At 70.1% G+C, this 23054-nt stretch carries 13 protein-coding genes and 5 pseudogenes; 4 read left to right on the top strand and 14 right to left on the bottom strand.

The features are described 5' to 3' along the window. Nucleotides 1–135 precede the first annotated feature (135 nt). A pseudogene (locus STRIP9103_RS34195) lies at nucleotides 136–771 on the top strand (MmyB family transcriptional regulator). A 62-nt stretch (nucleotides 772–833) separates the two neighbouring features. On the opposite strand, the pseudogene STRIP9103_RS34190 reads toward STRIP9103_RS34195, so the two are convergent. From STRIP9103_RS34190 to STRIP9103_RS34165, 7 genes and pseudogenes are all read right to left on the bottom strand, one after another. Then, nucleotides 834–1691 (bottom strand): annotated as a pseudogene (locus STRIP9103_RS34190) (MFS transporter); the annotation flags it as partial. Nucleotides 1692–1716: 25 nt separating this feature from the next. After that, nucleotides 1717–2187, bottom strand: a pseudogene (locus STRIP9103_RS53595) (MFS transporter); the annotation flags it as partial. A gap of 203 nt (nucleotides 2188–2390) precedes the next feature. After that, a complete protein-coding gene (locus STRIP9103_RS34185; RefSeq protein ID WP_234022374.1) occupies nucleotides 2391–5477 on the bottom strand; it encodes an alpha-L-rhamnosidase in 3087 nt (1028 codons plus the stop codon). A 126-nt stretch (nucleotides 5478–5603) separates the two neighbouring features. Then, complete coding sequence (locus STRIP9103_RS34180; protein WP_009329107.1) at nucleotides 5604–8801, bottom strand: alpha-L-rhamnosidase; 3198 nt, start codon at nucleotides 8799–8801, stop codon at nucleotides 5604–5606. A gap of 82 nt (nucleotides 8802–8883) precedes the next feature. Beyond that, nucleotides 8884–10149 (bottom strand): ABC transporter substrate-binding protein, encoded by a 1266-nt coding sequence (locus STRIP9103_RS34175; protein WP_048821494.1) that lies wholly within the window; start codon nucleotides 10147–10149, stop codon nucleotides 8884–8886. A 32-nt stretch (nucleotides 10150–10181) separates the two neighbouring features. Beyond that, nucleotides 10182–11003: a carbohydrate ABC transporter permease gene (locus tag STRIP9103_RS34170; RefSeq protein WP_009329114.1), complete on the bottom strand. Its 822-nt coding sequence runs from the start codon at nucleotides 11001–11003 to the stop codon at nucleotides 10182–10184. After that, nucleotides 11000–11950 (bottom strand): carbohydrate ABC transporter permease, encoded by a 951-nt coding sequence (locus STRIP9103_RS34165; protein ID WP_009329083.1) that lies wholly within the window; start codon nucleotides 11948–11950, stop codon nucleotides 11000–11002. The genes STRIP9103_RS34170 and STRIP9103_RS34165 overlap by 4 nt, the downstream gene beginning before the upstream one ends. Before the next feature lie 382 nt (nucleotides 11951–12332). Between STRIP9103_RS34165 and STRIP9103_RS34160 the strand changes: the two genes are divergently transcribed. Both STRIP9103_RS34160 and STRIP9103_RS34155 read left to right on the top strand, forming a co-directional pair. Next, complete coding sequence (locus STRIP9103_RS34160) at nucleotides 12333–13418, top strand: LacI family DNA-binding transcriptional regulator (protein WP_009329111.1); 1086 nt, start codon at nucleotides 12333–12335, stop codon at nucleotides 13416–13418. Between the two features lie 129 nt (nucleotides 13419–13547). Then, nucleotides 13548–14693, top strand: coding sequence for an ABC transporter substrate-binding protein (locus STRIP9103_RS34155; protein ID WP_009329103.1), 1146 nt, complete (start codon nucleotides 13548–13550; stop codon nucleotides 14691–14693). Nucleotides 14694–14829: 136 nt separating this feature from the next. On the opposite strand, the pseudogene STRIP9103_RS34150 reads toward STRIP9103_RS34155, so the two are convergent. The 3 genes and pseudogenes from STRIP9103_RS34150 to STRIP9103_RS34140 form a co-directional block, all read right to left on the bottom strand. Then, nucleotides 14830–15572, bottom strand: a pseudogene (locus tag STRIP9103_RS34150) (helix-turn-helix transcriptional regulator); the annotation flags it as partial. A 111-nt stretch (nucleotides 15573–15683) separates the two neighbouring features. Beyond that, complete coding sequence (locus STRIP9103_RS34145; protein ID WP_009329115.1) at nucleotides 15684–16652, bottom strand: alpha/beta hydrolase; 969 nt, start codon at nucleotides 16650–16652, stop codon at nucleotides 15684–15686. Between the two features lie 304 nt (nucleotides 16653–16956). Beyond that, the gene (locus STRIP9103_RS34140; protein WP_009329100.1) at nucleotides 16957–18261 is read right to left on the bottom strand and encodes an MFS transporter; all 1305 of its coding nucleotides are present in this window, start codon (nucleotides 18259–18261) and stop codon (nucleotides 16957–16959) included. Nucleotides 18262–18498: 237 nt separating this feature from the next. Between STRIP9103_RS34140 and STRIP9103_RS34135 the strand changes: the two genes are divergently transcribed. After that, complete coding sequence (locus STRIP9103_RS34135) at nucleotides 18499–19479, top strand: LacI family DNA-binding transcriptional regulator (RefSeq protein WP_100244057.1); 981 nt, start codon at nucleotides 18499–18501, stop codon at nucleotides 19477–19479. Between the two features lie 89 nt (nucleotides 19480–19568). Here the strand turns inward: STRIP9103_RS34135 and STRIP9103_RS34130 are convergent, their stop codons facing one another. The 4 genes and pseudogenes from STRIP9103_RS34130 to STRIP9103_RS52220 all read right to left on the bottom strand — a co-directional run. Further along, entirely contained in the window at nucleotides 19569–20408 is an 840-nt protein-coding gene (locus STRIP9103_RS34130; protein WP_009329082.1) for an ABC transporter ATP-binding protein, read from the bottom strand. Further along, entirely contained in the window at nucleotides 20405–22222 is a 1818-nt protein-coding gene (locus STRIP9103_RS34125; protein WP_009329105.1) for a dipeptide/oligopeptide/nickel ABC transporter permease/ATP-binding protein, read from the bottom strand. The genes STRIP9103_RS34130 and STRIP9103_RS34125 overlap by 4 nt, the downstream gene beginning before the upstream one ends. After that, nucleotides 22219–22764: an ABC transporter permease gene (locus tag STRIP9103_RS34120; RefSeq protein WP_009329090.1), complete on the bottom strand. Its 546-nt coding sequence runs from the start codon at nucleotides 22762–22764 to the stop codon at nucleotides 22219–22221. The genes STRIP9103_RS34125 and STRIP9103_RS34120 overlap by 4 nt, the downstream gene beginning before the upstream one ends. Nucleotides 22765–22769: 5 nt before the next feature. Then, nucleotides 22770–23054: pseudogene (locus tag STRIP9103_RS52220) on the bottom strand (ABC transporter permease); the annotation flags it as partial.

Genomic DNA, 23054 nt, shown 5'->3' with positions numbered 1-23054 from the left:
GCTCCTCGAACGACCTGCATGGCTGCTCCTCGCATGGGTGTGTCTCCTTCCGTTCATGGTCGCCCGCCCGGGCTTGGTCGGCCTTCGGTGATGGCCTTGGCCTCGATCCCCTGGAGGTAGTCGCCGACGATGAACATGACCAGCGACATCCCTCTCAATGAACTGGGAGAATTCCTCAAAAGGCGCCGCTCGAAGCTGAGCCCGCGCGCGGTCGGCCTGCCGGAGACCGGTGGGCCCCGCCGGGTCGCCGGGCTGCGCCGTGAAGAGGTCGCCCAGCTCGCGGGCAAGCCCGCCACCCGTATCCGGCGGCGCGGCCGGCAGAAGGTCCAGCCGCAGCTGCAGCGGGTGCTGGACGACCTGACCTCGACCCCCGCTCTCGTGCAGGGGCGGCGCGGGGACATTCTGGCCTGGAATTCGGTGGCGCAGCTGCGGATGGAGGCGGCCAAGTACCCCGAGGACCCGCACCTGATCGAGCTGGTCGTGAACTGTCGACGCGGGACAAGCAGTTCGCCCAGTGGTGGGGCGATCATCGCGTCGCAGGCCGCACCGTGGGCACGAAGACCCTCAACCATCCGGTCGTCGGAGAGCTGGTCCTGGACTGGGACACGCTGACCGCCAACACCGACCCCGACCCCGACCCCGACCCCGACCCCGACCAGCATCTGACCGTGTGGACCGCCGTCCCGGGCTCCGCCACCCACGACCGGTTGCGCATCCTGGCCTCCTGGGCCCGCCGACCAGAACCTCCCGGCCTCGTCCGCCCTCGACTGACCCCGGCCATCTGTGTGTGAGCCGGTCGGGGTGCCGCCTTCACACGCCGTCCGCCGGGCGGGTCAGGGGTTCGCTGTCACGGTGTCGAGCGGTTTACCGGAGGCGATGGTGCGGTCGGGCGTGGGGGTGTCATGGCGCATCGCAAGGGTGTAGACGATCGCGGCGAGTGCGGCGGAGACGACCGTGACCAGTCCGAGCGGGACGGCGGTGCCGGCGCCGCCGAGTCCGACGAGCGGGGCGGCGAGGCCGCCGAAGGCGAAGCGTGCCAGGCCGAGGAGTGAGGACGCGGTGCCCGCGATCTCGGGGTAGTGCGCCAGGGCCAGCGAGGTGGAGGGCGGGGTGGTGGCGGCCACGCCGCTGACCATGGTGAGCAGGGACAGCACCATGGCCGCCAGCGGCAGGTGCAGGGCCGCGGTGACGAGCAGCCCGGCGGCGCCGAGCAGGGTCATGACGAGGCCGAGGACGAGGGTGCCCTTCTCCGACCAGCGTTCGGACAGCCGTCCCGCGACGAAGCCGAACACCATGAAGCCGAGCGAGTTCAGCCCGAACGCGAACGAATAGCCCTGCGGGGAGAGACCGTAGATGCCCTGCAGGACGTAGGTGGCGCCGCTGAGGTAGGCGAACAGGGCCGCGTTGACGAGGCCGGTGATCAGGACGGCGCCGAGGAGGACGCGGTCGGCCAGCAGCCGTCGGAAGTCGCGTCCGCTCTGGGCGAGCCCGCCGCCGGTGCGCTCCTGCGGGGGCAGGGTTTCGCGGAAGACGGCGAGGCAGGCCACGAGGATCACGGCGCCGAGCAGGGCGAGGAAGACGAAGATGCCGCGCCAGTCGGTGAAGGCGGCGAGCTGGCCGCCCATGACCGGTCCGATGATCGCGGCGAGTCCGCCGATCACGGTCAGGCGGCCGTAGTAGCGCACGAGCTTGCCCCCCGGAGTACAGGTCGCGCCCGGCGGCCTGGGCGATCACGATGCCCACCGCGCCGGCCAGGCCCTGCACGAAGCGGGCGGCGACCAGGGCCTCGATGCTCGGGCTGAACGCGCACAGCGCCGAGGTGACGACGTAGGCGACGGCACCGGCCAGCAGCGGGCGGCGGCGCCCGAACCGGTCCGACAGCGGCCCGGCGACCACCTGGCCGAACGCCAGGCCGAGCAGACAGGCGGTGACCGTCAGCTGCGCGGCCGAGGTCGACGCGCGCAGCTCGCCGGTCAGCGCGGGCAGCACCGGCAGATAGAGGTCCATCGAGATCGGCCCGAAGACCGTCAGCAGCAGGAGAACGACGGACAGGGCACGGCCGACCGTCCGCTCGCCCGGCACGCTGGGGATTACGGGGGTGCTCACTCGGCTCCAATCGAACAGGGACGGCACAGGTGCCGTGGGAGGAAGAGGCACGCCCACGCCGCCTCGGCATGGCGGGGACATTGCCGCAGCCAAGGAGACCGCCTTCCACGGCGGTCAGGGAGTTCCTGTCGAGAGGTGTACCGGCAGTACACCCCAGGGCCGCCGATGCGCCGGGCGTACGGGCGGGGCATGGACGCGAACAGGTGTCCACGTAACCGACCGTCACGGCGGTCCTCCCGCGCCGGCGCACGGCGCGGGAGGGCCTGTGCGTCCGTCTCGGCTGGTCAGTGGAGCGTGGTGCTCAGCCGGTAGCGGCCGGAGGGCAGTCGGTACGACGACACGCCGTCCGCGTAGCCGAGGAAGCGCACGCCGTCCACCCGCGACAGCGGGGTTCTGCCTTCGCGGACGGTATCGGCTGAGACCGCCGGAAGGCGGAGTGTCGCCTCGGTGTTGGCGGGCACGAGCGCGTCGTACAGCAGGGTCCTGCCGCCGTCGCCGAGCCTCCACTCGCTCCTGATCTCGCCGTACGGCGACTCGTGCGCGCCCGTCACGCGTGTGATCCTGCCCGTGGGGTCGAGATGGGGTCGCAGGACGAAGTGCTTGAAGCCGGGGCTGTCGGGGTCGCGTGCGATGCCCGCCATGTAGGCGTACATCCACTCCATGACGGCCCCGTACGCGTAGTGGTTGAAGGAGTTCATGCTGACCGGGCCGAAGCCGGAGTCCTCGGAGTAGGAGTTCCAGCGCTCCCAGACAGTGGTGGCGCCGTTCCTCACCGAGAACAGCCAGGACGGCAGCGCGTCCTGGTGCAGCAGCTTGTACGCCAGGTCGGCTCGGCCCTCGTCGGTGAGGACGGGGGCGAGGACGTTGACGCCGAGGAAGCCGACGGACAGGGTGTTCTCGGCGTAGCGGACCCTGCTGCTGTCGGGGTGCGCCGCCTTGTAGGCCGCGTCGTTGCCGATGTTGTCCGCCAGCAGGCCGACGAGCGTGCGACGCTGGGCCTCGGTGTCGTAGAAGCCGAGTTTCAGCACCCACAGCAGCGCGGTCTGGCTGTTGTCTTCGGTCTTCTGGTGGGGATCGGCGCCCGGTTCGATGGGGGACGCCTCGCCGAGGCTGGATTTCAGCGTGAGCCGGCCGGCCTCGGTGACCAGGTACTTGGTGATGAACGCCCGCTTGATGCGGTCGAACAGCGTGTCGTACGCCTCCGCCTCCTCCGGCCGGTCGACGGCGCGGGCCATCTGGGCCATCAGCCGTGCGGCATAGCCGTAGTAGACGTCGCTCATGAGCTGGGCGCTGGTCTTCTGCGGGGCCAGCCAGTCGCCGGTGAGGGACCCCTGCCCGGCGTAGGTGTCGCCGGTCCGCTGCCGGATCCAGTCCAGGTAGCGGGTCATCGCGGGCCAGTTGCGCTCGACGATGTGCGCGTCGCCGGTCATCTGCCACACGGTCCACGGGAGGATGACGCCGCAGTCGGCCCAACCGCTGCCGCCGCCGGGGAAGTTGTACCGCCCGCCCGGAGCCACACCGGTGAACTGTGCCTTGTCCATGCCGTAGATGGTCTGGGAGTCGACGACGGTGTCCTGGAAGTGGCTGAGGAAGCAGGTGGCGTCCGCGTTGTACAGGCCGGTGGTGGCGAAGACCTGGGTGTCGCCGGTCCAGCCCAGGCGTTCGTCACGTTGCGGGCAGTCGGTGGGCACCCAGAGGTAGTTGCCGCGCTGGCCCCACCGGATGTTGCTGATCAGCCGGTTGACGTCGGGGTCGTCGGTGCCGACCGTTCCGATGTCGTGGATCGCGGACGTGGCGACCTTGCCGGTCAGGGAGGTGACCGTGACGGTGTCGGTCGCCGTGACGGACACATGGCGGAAGCCGTAGAACGTCAGTGAGTCCTGGTGGGTCTCGCCGTGCCGGTCGCCCTTGAGGATGTAGGTGCTGGTGGCCTCGGCGGAACGCAGGTTGGCCAGATAGAGCGAGCCTTCGGGGCCGTCCGCTCCGGCGCTGTCGTCGTTGAGCATCTCGCCGAACCGGAAGGCGACCTGGGCACCGGCCGGACCGCGCAGGGTGTAGCGGGGAACGCCGACCATGTTCTGGCCCAGGTCGAAGATGGCGGTTTCGCCGGGTGCGATCGTCACCGGGGCGGAGGCCGCCTCGTGCGGGTCTGTCACCGTACGGTCGTCGTCCACGACGACACGGCCCTTGCCGTTCGGGCTGGTGTCCTGACCGGTCACGCCGGTGACGACGGTGATCGACCGCGGTCGGCGGTCCCAGCGGGAGATCAGGCGGGCCGACTCGGCCGGGTACGCGAGCAGTCGCGCGTCCGGGTACTTCTCCTCGAACGGGACGCGTTCGACGTCCGACCAGGCCGAGTCGTCGAAGCCGGCCGACGTCCAGCCCGGCAGTTCCTTGCGGGCGTCGTAGGTCTGGCCGTCGTAGATGTCGTCGGTCCGGTACGGGCCGGTGTCGGTGGCCTTCCAGCCGTCGCCCGGCCGGGTGACGACGGTCTGCGTCGTCCCGTCGCCGTACCGGATCAGCAACTTGGCCTTGAGCGCCAGGGCGTTGCCGTCCTTGGAGTAGTACGTGCTGCCGTCGGAGACGCGGCCGTTGTACCAGCCGTTGCCCAGGACGGCCGCCAGGGTGACGGCCGATTCGCGTGCCACGAGGTCGGTCACGTCGTAGGTCAGGTAGTCCACCCGCGTGTCGTAGTTGGTCCAGCCCGGGGGCAGCAGCTCGATCGTGGTGCCGCCGTCGTGCGGGACGGTGACATGGTGCCCGTTGACGTAGGCCTCGTAGACGCCGAGGGCGGAGACGTACAGGCGTGCCTCACGGACTCGGCCGGTCGATCGCAGGGTGGCCTCTGTCCGCAGCATCGGGGCTCCGGGCGAGTTGGGTGCTTTCCCCTGCATTCCGATCCACTGCGCGCCGTCCCAGCCGGTGACGCCGTCGGTGCTCATCAGAGCGGTCTCGAAGAAGGCCGGGGAGGCGGTGCCGACCGGGCGGCCTTCGGCGTCCCAGACGGTGACGGTCCAGTGGTAGCGGGTCGATGCGCGCAGCGCCCCGCCCGCGAAGGGGACGGCCACCGAGTCCGGCGAAAGGACACGGCCGCTGTTCCAGACATCCGCGCGGGCCGCGGTCAGCCTGTCCGGTGAGCTTGCCACGAGGACCTGGTACGCGCCTTGGCTCCGCCCACGTTCGGCGGACCGCATACGCCATCCGAAACGTGGGCGGGGGGTGTCCACGCCGAGTGGGTCGGTGCGGTGTTCCACGGTCAGTCCGTACACGGCACCGCCGTCCGTACGATGTGACGGTGCCGCCTGGGCGGTCGTGCCGCCGCCGATGATGCCGGCCACTATCGGCACCGCGCCGGCTGTCGCCGCGAGCACGCTTCGGCGGCGTACTCCTGTCTCATGCCCGCCGGCACGGCCGCTCCCCGGGGCCCGGGAGTCCGCGTCATCCGCTTCGGGTAAGTCATGAGTCACTCCATCGTCCTTTCGATTGTCGACAGGTGTTCACGACGCGGCGCGCACGCCGCGGGTGGTGAAGACGTACGTCCCCGACGGAACGCGGAAGACGGCCCGGTCGTCCTCGATGCGCTGGAACACCGCGCCCCTGGAGGCCTCGTGTGCCGCACGGCCGCCTGTCGGCACCCGCACCTCGGCCGTGGTGTTCGGCGGTATCTCGACCGTCAGCCGGAAGGTGCCCTTGTCGAGGGTCCACTTCGCCGCGGCCTTGCCGTAGGGGGTCTGGTAACTCCCTTCGACATGGGTGAGGTCGCCGACGACCCGCGGATCGATGACCAGCTCGCGATAGCCGGCGGAGCCACGCGCCTGCCGGATGCCGGCCAGGCCACCGTGGAACCACTCCTCGATCTGGAGAAGGATCATGTGGTTCTTCGAGGCGCGGATGTCCCAGTTCTCGGGGATCGTGGTGAGGCCCCCGGGGTTCGCCGTGGTCGGCGCCATGAAGAACCCGTAGCTCGGCCGGGTGTCCTCCTGGAGTACGTCCCACAGCACGTCGTCCCGGCCGCCGTCCGTCAACGCCCGCACGGTCGGGGCGAGCCCGATGGTGCCGCCGCTGAAGTGGGGCCCACCGCCGAACGGTTGGAAGCCGTAGATCAGTTCGACCAGCGCGTCGAGGACCCGCTCGCGTTCGCCCTCGGGGACCAGGCCCTCGTCGAGCGCGAGGGCCTGGGCGGCCTGGGTCGCTCCGGTGGTGCCCGCGTCGCCCTGGCTGGTGTAGCGGCCGAGGGCGGAGTTGTAGAACGCGGCGTTGAACGCGTCCTTGATGGCGGTCGCGAGATCGCGGTACTCGCGCGCGTCCGCGTCATGTCCCAGCAGGGCGGCCATCCTCGCCATCCGGTCGGCGACCTGGTGGTACCCCCAGGTGCCGGTGATCCGGCCCGAGGTGGGCTCGGCCGCGATCCAGTCGGCCAGCGCGGCGTCGACGATGTGCGCGTCGGCGCCCGTGCCCGCCTTCCTCGTCCTGATGTACTGCAGGAACGCCTGCATCTGGCCGTAGTACCGGGCCATCGTCCGGGTGTCGCCGTAGATCTCGTGAAGCAGCCACGGCACCAGGACGATTCCGTTGCCCCAGTTGATCTCGTCGCCGAACCGGCCCAGGTAGCCCCAGTCGTACACGGGCGCCTTGAGCGCCACATTGCCGATGTTGTCACCGGACCTGGACTGGCCCTCCGCCAGATGACGCTGCATCGTGCGCAGGTAGGCGGCGTAGCCGAAGTGCCGGTGCAGCGAACCGAAGGGCTGCACGTAGTCCGCGGGGTAGGCGAGCTTCTCTCGCCCGGGGCAGTCGGTGAACGTCGACATCGTGTTGCTCGTGATCGAGTACCGCGCCATGCGGTGGATGCGGTTGATCCGGTCGTCGGAGGTCCGGAGGTGGCCCGCGACGGGGGTGTCCGCGTGCAGCAGCAGGCCCGTGACCGTGTCGGCCGTGGGCAGGTAGCCCTCCGGCAGGCCGGTCACCTGGAGCCACTGCATGCCGAAGTAGTGGGACCGGGGGTGCCAGGTCTCGCCGTCCGGGTCGCCGTGGGTGGTGTACGCGGCGAACAGGTCGGTGCCCCGGGCGCTGCCGCCGCCCATGAGGGATGCCTGGTGGACGGTGCCGTCGGCGGCCAGCGACTCGGCGGGCAGCATCTTGATCGTCGTGCCCGCCGGCACGGTTCCGTCGATCCTCAGCTCCGGCCAGCCGGCGAAGTTCTGGCCGAAGTCGAACACCCACACGCCCGGTTTGGGCTGTGTCACGCCGACCGGGCGGATCCGGTCCATGATCTTCACCGGTTCCGCCGCCCGCCGGACGAGATCCGTCGTCAGGTTGGGCGGCGGTGCGATGCCGGCGCGCACCCAACCGACGGGCGAACCGTCACGGCGCTTCGCCGATGCTCCCAGGTCGGCCCAGGGGGCGGTCCAGCCGGGCTGCTCACGGCGTGAGTCGTAGTCGGAGCCCGAGTACCAGTTGTCGGTCGTGATCGGACCGAGCGCCGCCCGCCACGAACGGTCGCTGACGATGACCTGAACCGAGCCGTCGGCCCTGGTGATCTCGAGGCGGGCGATCAGCCGCGGCGTCACGGCGGCACCGGCGCTCGGGTCGGTGCCGGCGAGCGGGTTCCCGGAGCCGGTGACCTCGGCGCCGGCCGTGTGGGCCGCGGCCAGGGCGGGCTCGAAGGTGATGCCCGTACCGTCCGCGCCGGCGGTGCCGATCGCGGTGATCGTCCGCGGCTCCAGCCGCTCACCGCCGTCACCCGTGTCGATGTTGACCGTGCCACCGACGTGGTAGCCGGTCACATCGCTCACCTTGACGACGGTGTCCCCGGCGGCGGCCGGAGCGGCAAGCGTCCCACTGCCCTTGAACTGGCTCTGCCACCAGCTGTACGGGGCCGTGCGGCCGGTCGCCGGGTTGGTGACGGAGCGTGTGACCAGGGCGGTTCCATGTCCCAGCGCGACTCCCAGGGTGTTGGCACCGGGGCGGACGAGGTGGGTCACGTCATGGGTGCGGTACTCCGTGGAGAGCTGGTAGTTGGAGTTGCCGGGCGCGAGCACCTCGTCGGTGACGGCCTCGCCGTTGAGCGTGGCTTCATGGAGGCCGACCCCGGAGAGATGAAGCCGTGCCTTGGTGATTGCCCCTCCGGCCCGCTGGTCGACCTTGAACGCGCGGGCGAGGATCGGCAGCGGATCACCGACGTTCCGGCCGGGATACTCGATCCACTCGGCCGCGCCCCAGTCGCCGCGCTCGAGCAGCCCCATCTCCCAGGAGGCAGGGCGGCTCCAGTCCGTCACGTCACCTCGCGCGCTCCAGACCCGGACCTGCCACACGACCGTCTGACGGGAGCGGAGCGCCTCTCCGCCCCATGGGATGTCGGTCTGTGCCTCCGACCGGACCTTGCCGGAGTCCCACATATAGGGGCCACCGGTCAGGTCCCGGACGCTGCGTGCTGCCCGGATCCGGTATCCGGCCTGTCGCCAGTCGGCCGGAGCACCGGCCACCAGCCAGCTGAGCCTGGGAGCCGGGTCGTCGACGCCGAGCGGTTCGTCATGCCTGCCGTTGACGCCGAGCCCGTCGACCGTCGCGCCGTGGGATCCGCCGGCGACGGCCGACCCGGCGGCTGCGGCAGGAAGGGCCAGCCCTGCCGCCCCGACCGCGAAGACCTCGATGACCTGTCTACGGTTCAGAGCGCCGCGTGGCTCTTCGGGCATGCCTCAACTCCTTGATCGATACGGTGGGGATCACGGTCGGCCGTGCGGCTGACGCCGTGGCCGGCCGGTCGGCGACAGGTGCTCAGGAGCCGGCCTTGTAGTCGGCGTCCATTTCCTCGAGGAGCTTCTCGGGGGTGGACTGGCCGCTGAAGATCTCCTGGAGGCCGCTGAGCATGGTCTGCTGCACCTTGGGGTTGGGCCAGCGCTGGTCCATGAACGGGACGGTGCGGTTCGCGTTGATGAACTTCGAGAGTTCGGTCAGCGACGGGTCGACGTCGTAGCCCGTGCCCGGGAGGGAGGGCAGGCCGCCCTGCTTCTCGACGAACAGGTTCATGCCCTCGGGCGACATCACGAAGTCGACGAACTTCAGCGCCAGTTTCTCGTTCTTCGCCTTCGCGTTGACCCCGTAGCCGGCGCCCGCCGCGGCCGGGACGATGGTCTCGGACGGGTCGTCGGTGGCCGGCAGGGCCTTGAGTGTGAACGTGCCCTCGGGGTTCTTCTGCTTGAGGAGGGCGATGACCCAGTTCCCCTGGATGATGCCGAGCGTCTTGCCGGAGGCCGCCAGTTGCTGGCCGGCCTCGTAGTTGGTGCCCAGGGGGTTCTTCTGGAAGCAGCCGGTCTTCTCCATCGTCAGGTACTTGTCGAGCGCGGTCTTCCAGGGCGACTGGGCGAAGGTGGCCTGGCCGGCCTGCATCTTCTTGTCGAAGTCGCGGTCCGGGCCGTAGACGGTCGTGGCGACCAGCGCGTACTGGACGAGCTGCGTCACCCAGTTGTCCTGGTTGCCCAGCGCGAAGGCGGGGGTGCCCTTCGCCTTCGCGGCCCGGCAGAAGGCCAGCAGGTCCGTCCAGGTGTCCGGCGGGGTGAGTCCGGCCTTGTCCAGGGCCTGCTGGTTGTAGACCGCGCCGATGCCGTTCTGCCCGAAGACCGCGGTGTAGGTCTTCCCCTCGTACTGGGCCACGCTCCTGATCGCTTCGGGCATCTTGGCGGCCCAGGGCCGGTCCGAGAGATCGCGCAGGTAGCCCGGCTTGGCCAGCACGTAGGTGGCACCGGGGTTGCCGTCACCCGGCCAGACGGACATCACATCCGGTGCGGTGCCCGAGGACAGCTGGATGCGGATCTGCTGCTGGTACTGGTCGGCGCCGCTGGTGGTGTAGCGGACCTTGACTCCCGGGTTGGCCTTCTCGAACGCCTTGACGACGTCCTGGATCGAGCCCTGGTCGATCGAGGCGAGCGTCAGGGTCCGGGAGTCGCCGTCACCGGAGGCGGCTTTGGTCCCGCCGCTGCAGGCGGCCAGGAGGGCGGCGGCTGTCGCCGTGGCGATCAGGGCGGTGGTGGTGCGTGTTCTCATGGTGTCTCCCTTGAGGAGAAGGCGGCGGACGTTCATCCCTTCAGCCCTCCCGCGAAGCCGTTGATGATGCTGCGCTGGAGCAGGAAGTAGACGATCAGGACGGGCAGGATGCTGATCACCAGTGCGGCGAAGATGAGGTTCCAGTCGGTGACGTACTGGCCGACGAAACCGGCGATCGCGACCGGTACGGTCTGCTGGGCGCTGCCGCTGAGGTACAGCAGCGGGGTGAAGAAGTCGTTCCAGATGGCCACGGCGTTGAGCACCAGAGCCGTGACGGTGATCGGTTTGAGCATGGGCAGGACCACATGTCGGAAGCCCTGCAGTGGGGTACAGCCGTCGATCAGTGCCGCTTCCTCGAAGTCGCGTGGCAGGGCGCGCAGGAAACCGACGTAGAGGAAGACGGTGAACGGCACCTGCAGTCCGGAGTAGAAGAGGACCAGCGCCCAGGGGGTGCCGAGCAGACCGAGGTCACGCATGGTCTGGTAGAGCGGCAGCGAGGCGAGTTGGAAGGGCAGCACCAGGCCGAGGAGGACGAGCGGATACGTTCCCCTGGACCATTGGGCCGTGATGCGGGCCAGCGGATACGCCGCGAGGGACGACACCGCCAGCACGATGACGACGCTGCACACCGTGACCAGCAGGCTGTTGGCGAGCGCCCCGCCGAGCGCGCCCTGCTCCCAGGCCCGGGTGAAGTTGTCCAGGGTCGGCGACCTGGTCGGGCTGATGGGCGAGGAGGTGTCCGAGGGTGCCCGTACGGCGAGGTTGACCAGGACGTACACCGGGAAGCCGATGAACAGGGCGGCGGCGATCATCGTCAGTTCGAGGGCGAGGGTGCGCGGGCGGTAGCGGTTCATGACGCGGCCCTCTCGTTGCGGGACAGCGCGAGGTACTGCCCGGTGGAGGCGACCGCCACGATGATCGTCAGCACGACCGCGAGGGCGATGCTGTAGCCGAACTCGCCCAGCGTGAAGGCGTCCTTGTAGATCAGCGTCGAGATGGTGTCGGTGGCGTGGCCCGGCCCGCCGCCGGTCAGCGCGTACACCTGGTCGAAGAGCTTGATCCCGCCGATGATCGACAGCATCAGGTTGATGGTGAACGCCGGGGCCAGCAGCGGCCGGGTCACCGACCAGAAGCGCCGCACGGGACCGGCGCCGTCGATCGACGCCGCCTCGTGGATCTCCTTGGGCACGGACTGCAGCCCCGCCAGGAAGATGACCATGGAGTAGCCGGCGTACTGCCACACGATGACCCCCACCACGGCCCAGAGGGCGAGGTCCGGGTCGCCGAGCCAGTCCTGTTCCCAGCCGCCGAGGCCCACCGCGCCCAGCAGGCTGTTGACCGCCCCGTCCGGGCCGAGCAGGTTGCGCCACAGGTAGGCGGTCACGATCTGGGCGATCACGGCCGGAGCGAAGAGGAAGACCCTGAGCAGGTTGCGGGACTTGATGGCCGAGCTGACCCCGAGGGCCAGGACCAGCCCCACCGCGTTCTGCAGGACCGTGATCGACACGGCGATCAGCAGGGTGTGCCAGACGGCCTGCTTCGCGTCGGCGTCACGGAGCATGTCGGAGAAGTTGCCCAGCCCCACGAAGGAGTGGTCGGCGTTCAGGCCGTCCCAGTCGGTGAACGCGTAGTACACGCCGCGCACGCTCGGCACCAGGACGACGAAGGCGAAGAGCAGCAGCGCCGGCAGTACGAACCACCAGGGCGGGCCGGTGTGCGCATGCCGCCGACGGGCGGGGGACGGGGTCGGATCCGGAAGCCCATCGTGGTCCGGAAGCGGGTCGTTCGGAGCGAGAGTCACGGGCTGACCTACCCGATTGAAACGTTTCACCCTGCGGTCGACCGAGGCCGGTCGACTGAACGGAGTGAGGTGGCGGCCGACTTCTGGTCTGGGGATGCCGCTCCGGGCTCGAACGGCCCGGGTCGGGCTTGGGGAACGTTTCCCAAAGGGTGGGCCAGACCCTAGAGAGCCTCCAGCGTGACGTCAAGATGCCGCGCACGCTGCGCGCTTGTTACATCTGCGTGAGCAGACATCAACGGGCCACGGGCACCGGCGACTTCACTCTCGGTGGCTCGGTCGGCGCCTCGTACATCAACAGGACCGGACACTCGGTGCTTACCGAACGCCTCACCTGGTCCCTACACTCTGCGGCAACGTTTCTCACGACGCCGCAGGAGACTGTATGCAACAACCAGCACCGCCCCGCCGTGTCACCATCGTCGACGTCGCCCGGCACGCCCAGGTGTCCACCACCACCGTCTCCAAGGTGCTGCGCAACGCCTACGGGGCCAGCCCCGAGATGCGCGCCAAGGTGCGCCGGGCGATCGACGAACTGGGATACCGGCCCTACGCGGCGGCCCGGGGCCTGCGCGGCCAGACGTACACCATCGGCGTGATGCTCCCCGACATCCGCAACCCCTTCTTCCCCGAGATCATCGACGGGATCACCGGCCGGCTGGAGGAGACCGACTACCAGGTCTTCCTGGGTCCGGGAGGGTGCAACGGGGAGAAGGCGGAGGCACGCGTCACGGAAGCCATGATCGACCGGGGGATGGACGGCATCGTCCTCGTCGCGCCCGTGTCGTCGCGCGCTCACCTCGAACGGGTCGCCTCCCTCGTGCCGACCGTCGTCGTCGGCCGCCATGGGCACTCCCTCGTGTACGACACCGTCACGGACGACGACATGGCGGGGGCCTCCTTGGTCGTCCGCCATCTCGCCGACCTCGGCCACCGCAGAATCGCCCATATCGAGCACCACGAGTCCGACCCGACGCGTCTGACGGAGATGCCCAACGCCCAGCGGGCGGAGGGTTATCGGCAGGCCATGCGATCCCTCGGTCTCGCCGAGGAGATCGACATCGTCTCCACCAGCTACACCCAGCAGGGCGGGTTCCAGGGCGCCAAGGAACTGCTCGCACGCCCCAACAGGCCCACGGCCGTCTTCGCCGGGGCGGACGTCGTGGCCATGGGTGTGCTGGAGGCGGTCGCCGAGGCCGGGCTCTCCGTGCCCGGCGACATCTCGGTGGCCGGCTACGACAACACGACCTTCGCCGCGTTCGGTGGGATCTCCCTGACCAGCGTCGACCAGGCCGGCCGCGAGATCGGCGGCAACGCCGCCCGCCTGCTGCTGGAGCGGATCGCCGACCGCCACAAGCCATCGGTCCAGATCAAGCTCTCCCCCGCACTGGTGCCACGCCGGACCACCGCTCCCCCACCGCGGCGACCGGGCGCGCAAGGGCCCGACAGCGGCGTTCAACCGAACGGTTGAACGCGGATTCGACCTACTGAAGACCTTCTCTCTCCGTACGGACGACGCGAAGCGAGGCCCGGCCGCACCAGAATCAGCATCGCCCGCGCTCCGGGCCCTTCACGCCCCCACCAGAGAGGTCTCTTCGGCATGACCGATTTCCTCAGCAGGCGACGCGTCCTCGCCGCCAGTGCCGGTGCCGCCCTCGGCGCCGGCGCGTTCGCCGCCTCGGCACTCCCGGCTTCGGCCTCTCCCGCCGCGTCCGGGCGCTCGGCCGGCCGTGAGGAGACCCGCACGCTGGACGAGCTGTACCAGGCCGCCCTCAAGGAGGGCGGAAAGCTCGTGGTCTACGCCGGCGGCGACACCCCGACCCAGCAGGACGGCACCAAGGCCGCCTTCAAGGCCCGCTTCCCCGACATCGACCTGACGCTCGTCGTCGACTACAGCAAGTACCACGACGTCCGCCTCGACAACCAGTTCGCCACCGACACCGTCGTCCCCGACGTCGTCCAGCTGCAGACCCTGCAGGACTTCGTCCGCTGGAAACAGCAGGGCAGGCTGCTGAACTACAAGCCCGCCGGGTTCTCGAAGGTGCACGACGCGTTCAAGGACCCGCAGGGTGCGTGGGTCGCCGTTTCGGCGATCGCCTTCAGCTTCCTGTACGGCACCGCGGCCGTGGGATCGGACGCGCCGCGCAACCCGCTGGACCTGATCGACCCGAAGTGGAAGGGCAAGATCGCCTCCTCGTACCCGCACGACGACGACGCCGTCCTCTACCTCTACGCGCTGTACGCCCGCACCTACGGCTGGGACTGGGTGGCCAGGCTCGCCGCCCAGGACGTGCGGTTCGCGCGGGGCAGCAACACCCCGGGCGAGGCCGTCTCCGGTGGGCAGAAGGCGATCGGCATCGGCACCGCGGGCTCGGCGGTGCCCTCCTCGTCGTCCCCGGTGCGGTTCGTGATCGCCGACGGGCATCCGTTCATGGCCTGGGGCCAGCGCGCGGCCATCCTCAAGCAGGCCGAGAACTCCACGGCCGCCAAGCTGTACCTCAACTGGCAGCTGTCCGCCGAGACGCAGAAGAAATCCTTCAACGGCTGGTCGGTGCGCACCGACATCACGCCCCCGGCCGGCCTGAAGCCGATCTGGGAGTACCCCGACGCCCACGTCGACGGCTTCCCGAAGTTCATGGCCGACCGCGCCGAGGTGGAACGCTGGAAGCAGACGTTCGCCCTGTACTTCGGCGAGGTCAAGGGCGATCCCACCCCCGGTTGGCTCGGGCTGCACCCCGGGGCTTGACCGCCGACCGGGCCGCCGGCTCGCGCTCCCGCTCGGGCCGGCGGCTCCGCGTTTCACGGCCGACGGCTTCGCTTTTCACGTCACGGCGGTCATACGGACGCCGGAGGCTGCGAGGCGGCCGAGCACGGTCCGGCGCTCACCGATCCGGTTGGTTTGAGGGGTGGCTGGTGGGCTCGGCGTTCTCGGCGGCGGCCCAGGCGGCGAGGAGTCGCAGGGAGTCGTGGTCGGGCGTGCCGGGTGCGGCGCTGTACGCGGTCATGGTCAGGCCGGGCTGGGCGGGCAGTTCCATGGCGTCGAAGTCGAGGGTGAGGACACCGACGGCGGGGTGCCGGAACGACTTGCGGCCCGTGTGGTGCAGACGCACGTTGTGTTTGGCCCAGGTGATGCGGAACTCGTCGCTGCGGGTGACGAGTTCGCCGATGAGTCCCGTCAGCTCACTGTCGTGCGGGGCACATCCGGCCTCGGTACGCAGCAGGGACACCGTGGTGTTCACGGACTCCTCCCAGGCGGGGAAGAGCGGGGAGTAGAGGGCGCGGCCGAGGTGGTTGACGGCCAGGATGTCCAGACGGCCGTCGCGGACGAAGGCCGGGGAGTCGGTCATGGAGTGCAGGACCCGCAGGACGCTGTCCGGTAGTGGTCCGCGGGCGCGCTTGCGGCGGGCGGGGCGTTTGGCGGCGGCGCGGGCCAGGTCGTGGAGATGGGCGCGTTCGGCGTCATCCAGCTGGAGGGCGTGCGCGACGGCGTCGAGGACTTCCTCCGAGGCCCGGCGAGGTACCCGCGCTCCAGGCGCACGTAGTGATCGATGCCGACCCCGGCGAGGAGGGCGACTTCTTCACTCCGCGGCCCCGGAACGCGCCGGTTGCCGCCGTAGGCGGGCAACCGCATGGCGTCGGTTCACTCCTTGATGCCGTCCTTGGTGCACCAGCAAGGCGCACGGGGAAAGGCCCAGGCGGTGGTCTGGACCGTCTACTCGCCAGGCCCCTGTCGGGGTCACTCGCCCAGCAGCCGATGCAGCCACTGGAGCCGTGCCGTGCGGGCGTTCTGTGAGAGTGCGGCCTGCGGGACCATGGCGTCGAACCCGTGGAAACCGCCCGGCCACACATGCAGCTCGGCGATGCCGCCCGCCTGCCAGATACGGCTCGCGTAGGCGACGTCCTCGTCGCGGAAGGTCTCCGCCGAGCCGACGTCGATGAACGCCGGGGGCAGCCCGGACAGGTCGTCCGCGCGGGCGGGCGCGGCGTAGGGCGAGACGTCGGCGGTGCCCCGCGCCTCACCCAGCAGCGCGCTCCAGCCGGTCTCGTTGGAGGTGCGGTCCCACACGCCCAGGCCGGCCATCTGGTGGGCGGACGGGGTGTCGTTGCGGTCGTCGAGCATCGGGCACATCAGCAGTTGCCCGATCGCACGCGGGCCTTCGCGGTCGCGGGCCAGCAGTGCCACCGCCGCGGTGAGCCCGCCGCCCGCGCTGCCGCCCGCCAGGATGATGCGGTCCGGGTCGCCCCCGATCTCCTTCGCGTGCTCGGCCGTCCACAGCAGGCCCGCGTAGCAGTCCTCCACCGGAGCCGGGTGCGGATGTTCGGGGGCGAGCCGGTACTCCACGGACACCACGACCAGCCCCAGTTCCTCGGCCCAGTCGAGCGGAATCCCCAGCCGATGGCTGCCCGCCACCATGCCACCGCCGTGGATGTTGTAGACGATCGGGCGTGGACCGGTCACGCCGGTGGGCCGGCAGATCAGCAGCGGGACCTCCGGCGCGCCCGGCGGCCCGGGCGCCGCCCGCTCCTCGACGTCGAAGAGACCGTCACCGGCCAGTTCCTCGTTCGTCGGGGGCGCGAACGGGCCGGTGTTCATCTGCCGCCCGGCCGGGATCATGTCCGGGGTGATCGTGGGCGGCAGGAACTCACCGATCGCATCGAGTTCGGCGGCGAGTTCGGGGTCGAAGGGCGGCGGAGTCATGGCCATCGGGTCCTCCTCATGGCTTGTACGTGGACGCGGCGTTCGCCGGATCACCCTGTTTCCCGATGTGATCGGCGGAGCGTTTCCCTATGTGAACGGCGGAGCGGTGACCGGATCCCGGATCCTGTTTCGAGAACCGCGGAACCGCCGAGCTGCGCTGGTCCCGCGTGGTCCCGCGCGGTCCCGCGCGGTCCCGCGTGGCGGCTCGCCTCGGTGGGCCTGTCCACGAACACGACGGTCAAGGCCGTACCGGGCGAGGACGCGGAGCACCGTCACCGTCACCGGGCCTCGGCTCGGCCGAGTGAACGGATCACAGGGTCGCCTCGCTGGTTCTGCGCGTCGGGGTGTTCGGCTGGGTCGGCTCTTCCGGCCGGGGAGCTTTGGGCAGATGGGGTATCCAGGTCAGGCCGATGACCGCCGCGGCTGTCGCGCAGGCGAGGAGCAGGGCGAAGAACAGGCGGGTGTGGCCGAGGGCGAAGGCAGGCGTGCCCAGCGCGGCGAGTCCGGCGACGGCCCGGGTGAAGGCCATGGTCACACCGCTGGCGGTGGCCCGCAGCAGGGTGGGGAACAGTTCCTGGGACCAGACCTTGTAGACGGCCTCACCGGCGAAGGAGTTGCCGAGACCGGAGATGAGCATGACGGTGACCAGGGTGAACCTGGTCGGCCCGAGCAGGGCGGGCAGGGCCCAGGCGATGACGATCAGGGCGGAGCCGACCGCGAACCAGGCGTACCGGGCCGGTTTGTCGACCACCCGCATGAACACCAGGCCGGCGACGAAGCCGAGGGGCAGTCCGAGGAGGGACAGCTGCGAGAACTGCTCGGTCTGTCCCTTGGCCAGGGCGGTCCACAGGAAGGTGCCGAACTGGCCGAGGGTGTTCGCGCCGAGGTTCCAGGTGGCGTAGTACAGGCCGGTCGCGAGCAGGGCGTGGAGGGTGGGGGCGCGGAAGAGCTCGCGTACGCGGCTGAGGTGGAGGGTTCCGGGGCCGGCTGTGGTGTGCGTGTCGGCGGCGCGGCGTGCGGCTGCCCATTCGGCCGACTCTTTGAGGGTGAGGCGCAGCAGGAGCACGACGACCGCGACGGCCAGCAGATGGGCGAACAGGATCCGGCCGCCGGTGATGCCCTGCGCTCCGGTGAAGGAGCTCAGGGCGAGCACGGCGACGATGCCGGCGAGCCAGAGCATGCCGGAGAGCACCACCATGGTGCCCTTCCTGCCGGGTGGAGCCTCTTCGTTGGCCAGGGCGAGCGAGACGGGCAGATCCGCGCCGATGGCCAGTCCGGTGGCCGTGACACCGGCGTACAGCCAGACGGGTCCCGCCGCCACCATGAGCACGAGGACGCCGACCGCGTAGAGGGCGAGGGAGAGGGTGAAGATCTTGCGGCGGCCGAACCGGTCGCCCAGCCGGCCGCCGAACAGTGCGCCGACCGCGAAGGCCAGGGTCTGCAGCCCCAGCAGCGAGCCGATGGTCCCGGCGCCGAGTCGGAGCGGGCCGGCGTAGTATCCACCGATCGCGATACCCGAGCTGACCAGCGCTCCGGCATCCAGATAGGACGCCATACCGGCCAGCACCGCCGTCTTCCAGGAACCGCTGGAAGCGGTGCCCTTCATACCGGACATCGGTCCTCCTCAATGAGCACCGGGAAGGAGAGGGGAAGAGGGGCGGGCGGGAAGCCGGGTAGCCTTCCCGCGAGCGGCCGGCCGACGGCGAGCGGGGCAGTGGCCCCGAGCGTCACCTACTCGTTTCACTTAAGCGTGCCAGTTGACGCCCGGCAGGTAAGCTAACTGCGGCCGTGGGCTTTGACAAGGGGTGCGACCGAGGGCGGGGCGGTGACCGGGGTGTCCGATGGTAGGCGGGTGACCAGCGGGGATGTGGCGCGAGAGGCCGGAGTCTCGCGCGCGACGGTGAGCTACGTCCTGAACGACACCCCTCACCAGAAGATCCCCGAGGCCACACGGCAGCGGGTGTGGGAGGCAGCCGCCCGGCTCGGCTACGCGCCCTCCGCCGCCGCGCGCTCGCTGCGGACAGGGCGCTCGGACATCGTGCTCGGCCTGCTGCCGGACTGGCCGATCGAGCATGTCCTCGGGCGGCTCATCCAGCAGCTGACCAACGCCTTCGCCGAACACGGTCTGACCTTTGTGGTGCACTCGTCGGCTCGTCCGGCGCGCCCCTTGCGGGAGATCTGGAAAGCCATGACCCCGGCGGCGGTGCTGGCCCTGCAGGAGTTCGCCGAGCTGGAAGCCGAGGCGATGCGGGCGGCGGGCATCGAGGTGGTCATGGCGATGCACGGGGCGATAGGAGGCGAAGTCCGGCCCCCCATGGTGTCCGAGCAACCGATCGGCGCACTGCAGGCACTCCACCTCGCCAAGTCCCACCGCCGGCTCGGCTATGCCTACCCGGACCTGCCGGGACTCGACGCCCTGGCCCAGCCGCGCCTGGACGGCGTCCGCAAGGTCTGCGCCGAACTCGGACTCGGAGAACCCGATGTCCGGACGGTGCCCCTCGACGCGCAGGGTGCCGCCGAAGCGGTGCGGGCCTGGCTCGCCGCCGACCCGCCGGTGACGGGCGTCTGCGCGTTCAACGACAACATCGCCCTGGCCGTACTGGCGGGCCTGAGCCACCTCGGACTGCGCGCTCCGCAGGACATGGCCGTGATCGGCGTCGACGACATCCCCAACGCGGCACTGGCACAGCCGCCGCTCACCACGGTCGCCCGGGACACCGAGACGATCGCGCGGAACATGGCTCGTCGCGTCGTCGACACGCTCAAGGGGAAAGAGATCCCCACCGAACCCCTCCGGGACGAACTCCGGATCCGCGTCCGGGCATCCGCCTGACCGACGACTGACGCCGACTGACCGCCGACTGACTGACGGAAGAGCGACGACAGCCGGATGCCACCCACTCATCGAGCGATGCCACTCACTCATCGAGCGATGACTCCCGCCTCCGTCCGCTGCTGACGCCGCTTGCGTTGCAGGATCGGGTCCGGGACGGGTGCGGCCGCCACGAGTCGCCGGGTGTACTCGTGCTGCGGCTGGTCGCACACGTCGGCGCTGGGTCCCTCTTCGACGATGCGTCCGTTTTGCAGCACCAGGGTGCGTGCCGCGAACTCCTTGACGACGGCGAGGTCGTGGGTGATGAACAGGTACGCGCAGCCGAGGGTGTGCTGGAGCTCGGAAAGGAGGTTCAGGGCGGCGGCCTGGGTGGTGACGTCGAGGGCGCTGGTCGGCTCGTCGCAGATGATGATCTTGGGTTGTCGGGCGACCGCCCTCGCGATGGCGATGCGCTGGCGCTGGCCTCCGCTGAACTGGGCCGGGTATCGGCCGGCGGCGTCCTCCGGGAGGCCGACGCGGCGGAGCAGCTCGGCGATGCGTTCGTGGACCTCCTGGCGGGAGAGGGTGGAACCGGTGAGCAGGGGTTCGGCGAGTGTCCGGCCCACGGGCAGCACCGGGTTCAGTGACCCGTAGGGATTCTGGAAGATCGCCTGGAGGTCGGTGGACAGGGGGCGGCGGGCGCGGCCGGTGAGGTGGGTGATGTCCTGCCCGTCGAGCAGTACGCGTCCGGCGCTGACCGGGGTCAGTCCCAGCACCGCCTTGCCGATGGTGGTCTTGCCCGAGCCGGACTCGCCGACGAGTGCGACCGTTTCGGCGTGTCCGACCTCGAAGGACACGTCCTCGATGACCGTGGTCGGGGGCTTGCGCAGGCCACGGGACGGGTAGCGGACCGCTAGGCCGTCAAGCTGGAGTACGGGTGTTCCGGTCACGCGATCCTGCCCTCGGTACGAGCGATGCTGGGGGTGCTGTCGATGAGTTTCCTGGTGTACGGGTGCTGGGGCCGGTAGAAGATGTCCTCGACCGAGCCCTCCTCCACGATCCGGCCCTTCTCCATCACGATCGCGCGGTCGCAGGTGTCGGCCACCACGCCCAGGTCGTGCGTGATCAGGATGATCGCCATGCCGCGTTCGTCGCGCAGTGTCCGGAGCAGGTCCAGGATGCCCGCCTGCACGGTGACGTCCAGTGCCGTGGTGGGTTCGTCGGCGATCAGCACCTTCGGTGAGCCGGCCAGTGCCATGGCGATGGCGACGCGCTGGAGCATGCCGCCGGACAGCTCGTGCGGGTGGCGGCGTGCGACGTCGTCCGGATCGCGCAGGTGGACGCTGCTCAGCAGCTCATGGATCCGTTCCTTGACGGCCTCCTTCCCGCCCGACACGGTGCCGGTGCGGCGGATGACCTCGCCCAGTTGGGAGCCGATGGTGAAGTAGGGGTCGAGTGCCACCATGGGTTCCTGCGAGACCAGGGCTATCTCGCTGCCGCGGATGCGTTGCAGTTCCCGTTCCGGCAGACCGGTGATGCGGGTTCCGGCCAGCCAGGCCGAGCCGCTGGTCACCGTGCCGCCCGGGGCGAGCAGCCCGAGCAGCGACAGGCCCGTCACCGTCTTGCCGCTCCCGGATTCGCCCACGAGGCCGAAGATCTCGCCGGCGTTCACCGTGAAGCTGACGGAGTCGACGACCGTGCGCGGGCCCTGCGCGGTGGCAAAGGCGATGGAGTAGTCACGCACGGCGAGCACACCCGCGTCCGGCGGTGTGTCCGACGCCCCGGCGGTGTCCTTGGCGTCCGACGCCCCGGCGGTGTCCTTGGCGTCCGGCCTGCCGGGGGTGTGCTTGGCGGCGGCCACGGGAACCGGCCCCCGCGACCGGCCCCCGCCGGTCCCCCGCCTCCGGTCCTGGTCGAGGTCGCGCAGTCCGTCGCCGAGCAGCCCGAAGGCGATGGACATGAGGCCGATGAGGCCGCCGGAGACGAACAGCAGGTACGGGGTCTGCTGCATGACCTGCGAGGCCTCCCCCACCATGCCGCCCCAGCTGGGAGCGGGTGGCGGGGTGGCCAGGCCGAGGAACCCGAGGCCGGTCTGCACCATGAGGGCGATGCCCGAGAAGAGACAGACCTGGACCAGCAACAACCCCACCAGGCCGGGGAAGATGTGCCGTGCCATGATCCGCGCGGAGCTGAGCCCGGACACTTTGGCGGCGTCCACGAACAGTTCCTCCCGCAGCGCGATGCACGAGCTGCGGATGACCCGCGCCAGGCCCGCGGAGGAGAGCACGCCGAGCGTGAACATGGCGGCGATATTGCTCTGACCGAAGATCGCCAGGACGGCGAGCATGAGGATGACCACGGGAACGGAGAGCATGACGTCCATCACGCCCACGATGACCCGGTCGGTCCAGCCGCGCAGATAGCCGGCGAGGATGCCGAGCGACATGCCCAGGACCATGTAGACGCTCACGGCGACAGCCACCCCCAGCAGGGCCGGCCGCCCGCCGTAGAGCAGGCGGCTCAGCACGTCGCGGCCGAGATCGTCGGTGCCCAGCGGGTGGCCGGCCGACGGACCGCCGCGCGCGTGGAGCAGGTCCTGCGCCAGCGGCGGGTGCGGTGCCAGAAGGGGGGCGAGGATCACGGCGAGGGTGACCGCCAGGACCACGACGAGCGCTGCCGCGGTGAGCGGACGGCGCCAGATCCCGGCGAAGGGGTTGGTCCACTTCCGTGACAGCACGCTCACGGGCGGAGCTGCAGCGGTCATGCCACACGCACCTTCGGGTTCAGGAGGCTGTAGAGAACATCGACGAGAAGGTTGATCAGGATCACCAGCACCGTGAAGGTGATGGCGACGCCCTGCACGACCGGCAGATCGTGCTGGTTGGTCGCGTCCACGACCGTCGTCCCCAGCCCGGGCAGCGTGAAGACGTTCTCGACGAGAATCGTGCCGGGGATGTACGCGATCATCGTCAGGCCGATCGCGGTCGCCACCGGCAGCCCGCAGCTGCGCAGTGCGTGCTTCCAGACGATGGACACGGGCCGGACGCCGGAGGCGCGCAGCGTCCTGATGTAGTCGCGGCCCAGGGTGGACAGCATCGCGTCGCGGGTGATCTTGGAGATCAGGGCGACACCCCCGATCGACAGAGCGATCACGGGCAGCACGAGGCCGGTCGCCCATTGCCCCGGTGACTGGGCGAACGGGGTGTACCCGGTGGCCGGGAAGATCGGGAACTTCACGGCGAACAGGGACACGAGCATCAGCGCGAGCCAGAAATTGGGCAGGGCGCTGCCCAACAGGGACACCACGTCGATCAGGCGGCGGGCGAACCGGCCACGCGCGCGCTGTACACCCCGAGCAGGACGCCGACCAGGGTCGACAGCACGGTGGCCCCGATCACCAGCGTCAACGTGACCGGCAGGCGCTGCCCGATCACTCCCAGTACGGACTCGCCGCTGAACAGCGAGCTGCCGAAGTCGCCGTGCAGGACGTCGCGCAGGTACAGCCAGTACTGCTCGACGAACGGCTTGTCCAGATGGAGCGCGGCCCTCAGCGCGTCGTACTGCTCCTTCGTCGCGTTGACACCCAGGACCGTTCG

The sequence above is a fragment of the Streptomyces ipomoeae 91-03 genome (assembly GCF_000317595.1).
In the GTDB taxonomy this organism is placed as follows: domain Bacteria; phylum Actinomycetota; class Actinomycetes; order Streptomycetales; family Streptomycetaceae; genus Streptomyces; species Streptomyces ipomoeae.
This window is presented reverse-complemented; position numbering and strand designations above follow the sequence as displayed.

Coding starts and splice junctions, on each gene's coding strand:
- STRIP9103_RS34180 (WP_009329107.1), bottom strand. CDS start 8,801: ATGCCCGAAGAGCCACGCGGCGCTCTGAACCGTAGACAGGTCATCGAG.
- STRIP9103_RS34160 (WP_009329111.1), top strand. CDS start 12,333: ATGCAACAACCAGCACCGCCCCGCCGTGTCACCATCGTCGACGTCGCC.
- STRIP9103_RS34175 (WP_048821494.1), bottom strand. CDS start 10,149: ATGAGAACACGCACCACCACCGCCCTGATCGCCACGGCGACAGCCGCC.
- STRIP9103_RS34145 (WP_009329115.1), bottom strand. CDS start 16,652: ATGGCCATGACTCCGCCGCCCTTCGACCCCGAACTCGCCGCCGAACTC.
- STRIP9103_RS34170 (WP_009329114.1), bottom strand. CDS start 11,003: ATGAACCGCTACCGCCCGCGCACCCTCGCCCTCGAACTGACGATGATC.
- STRIP9103_RS34140 (WP_009329100.1), bottom strand. CDS start 18,261: ATGTCCGGTATGAAGGGCACCGCTTCCAGCGGTTCCTGGAAGACGGCG.
- STRIP9103_RS34155 (WP_009329103.1), top strand. CDS start 13,548: ATGACCGATTTCCTCAGCAGGCGACGCGTCCTCGCCGCCAGTGCCGGT.
- STRIP9103_RS34125 (WP_009329105.1), bottom strand. CDS start 22,222: ATGACCGCTGCAGCTCCGCCCGTGAGCGTGCTGTCACGGAAGTGGACC.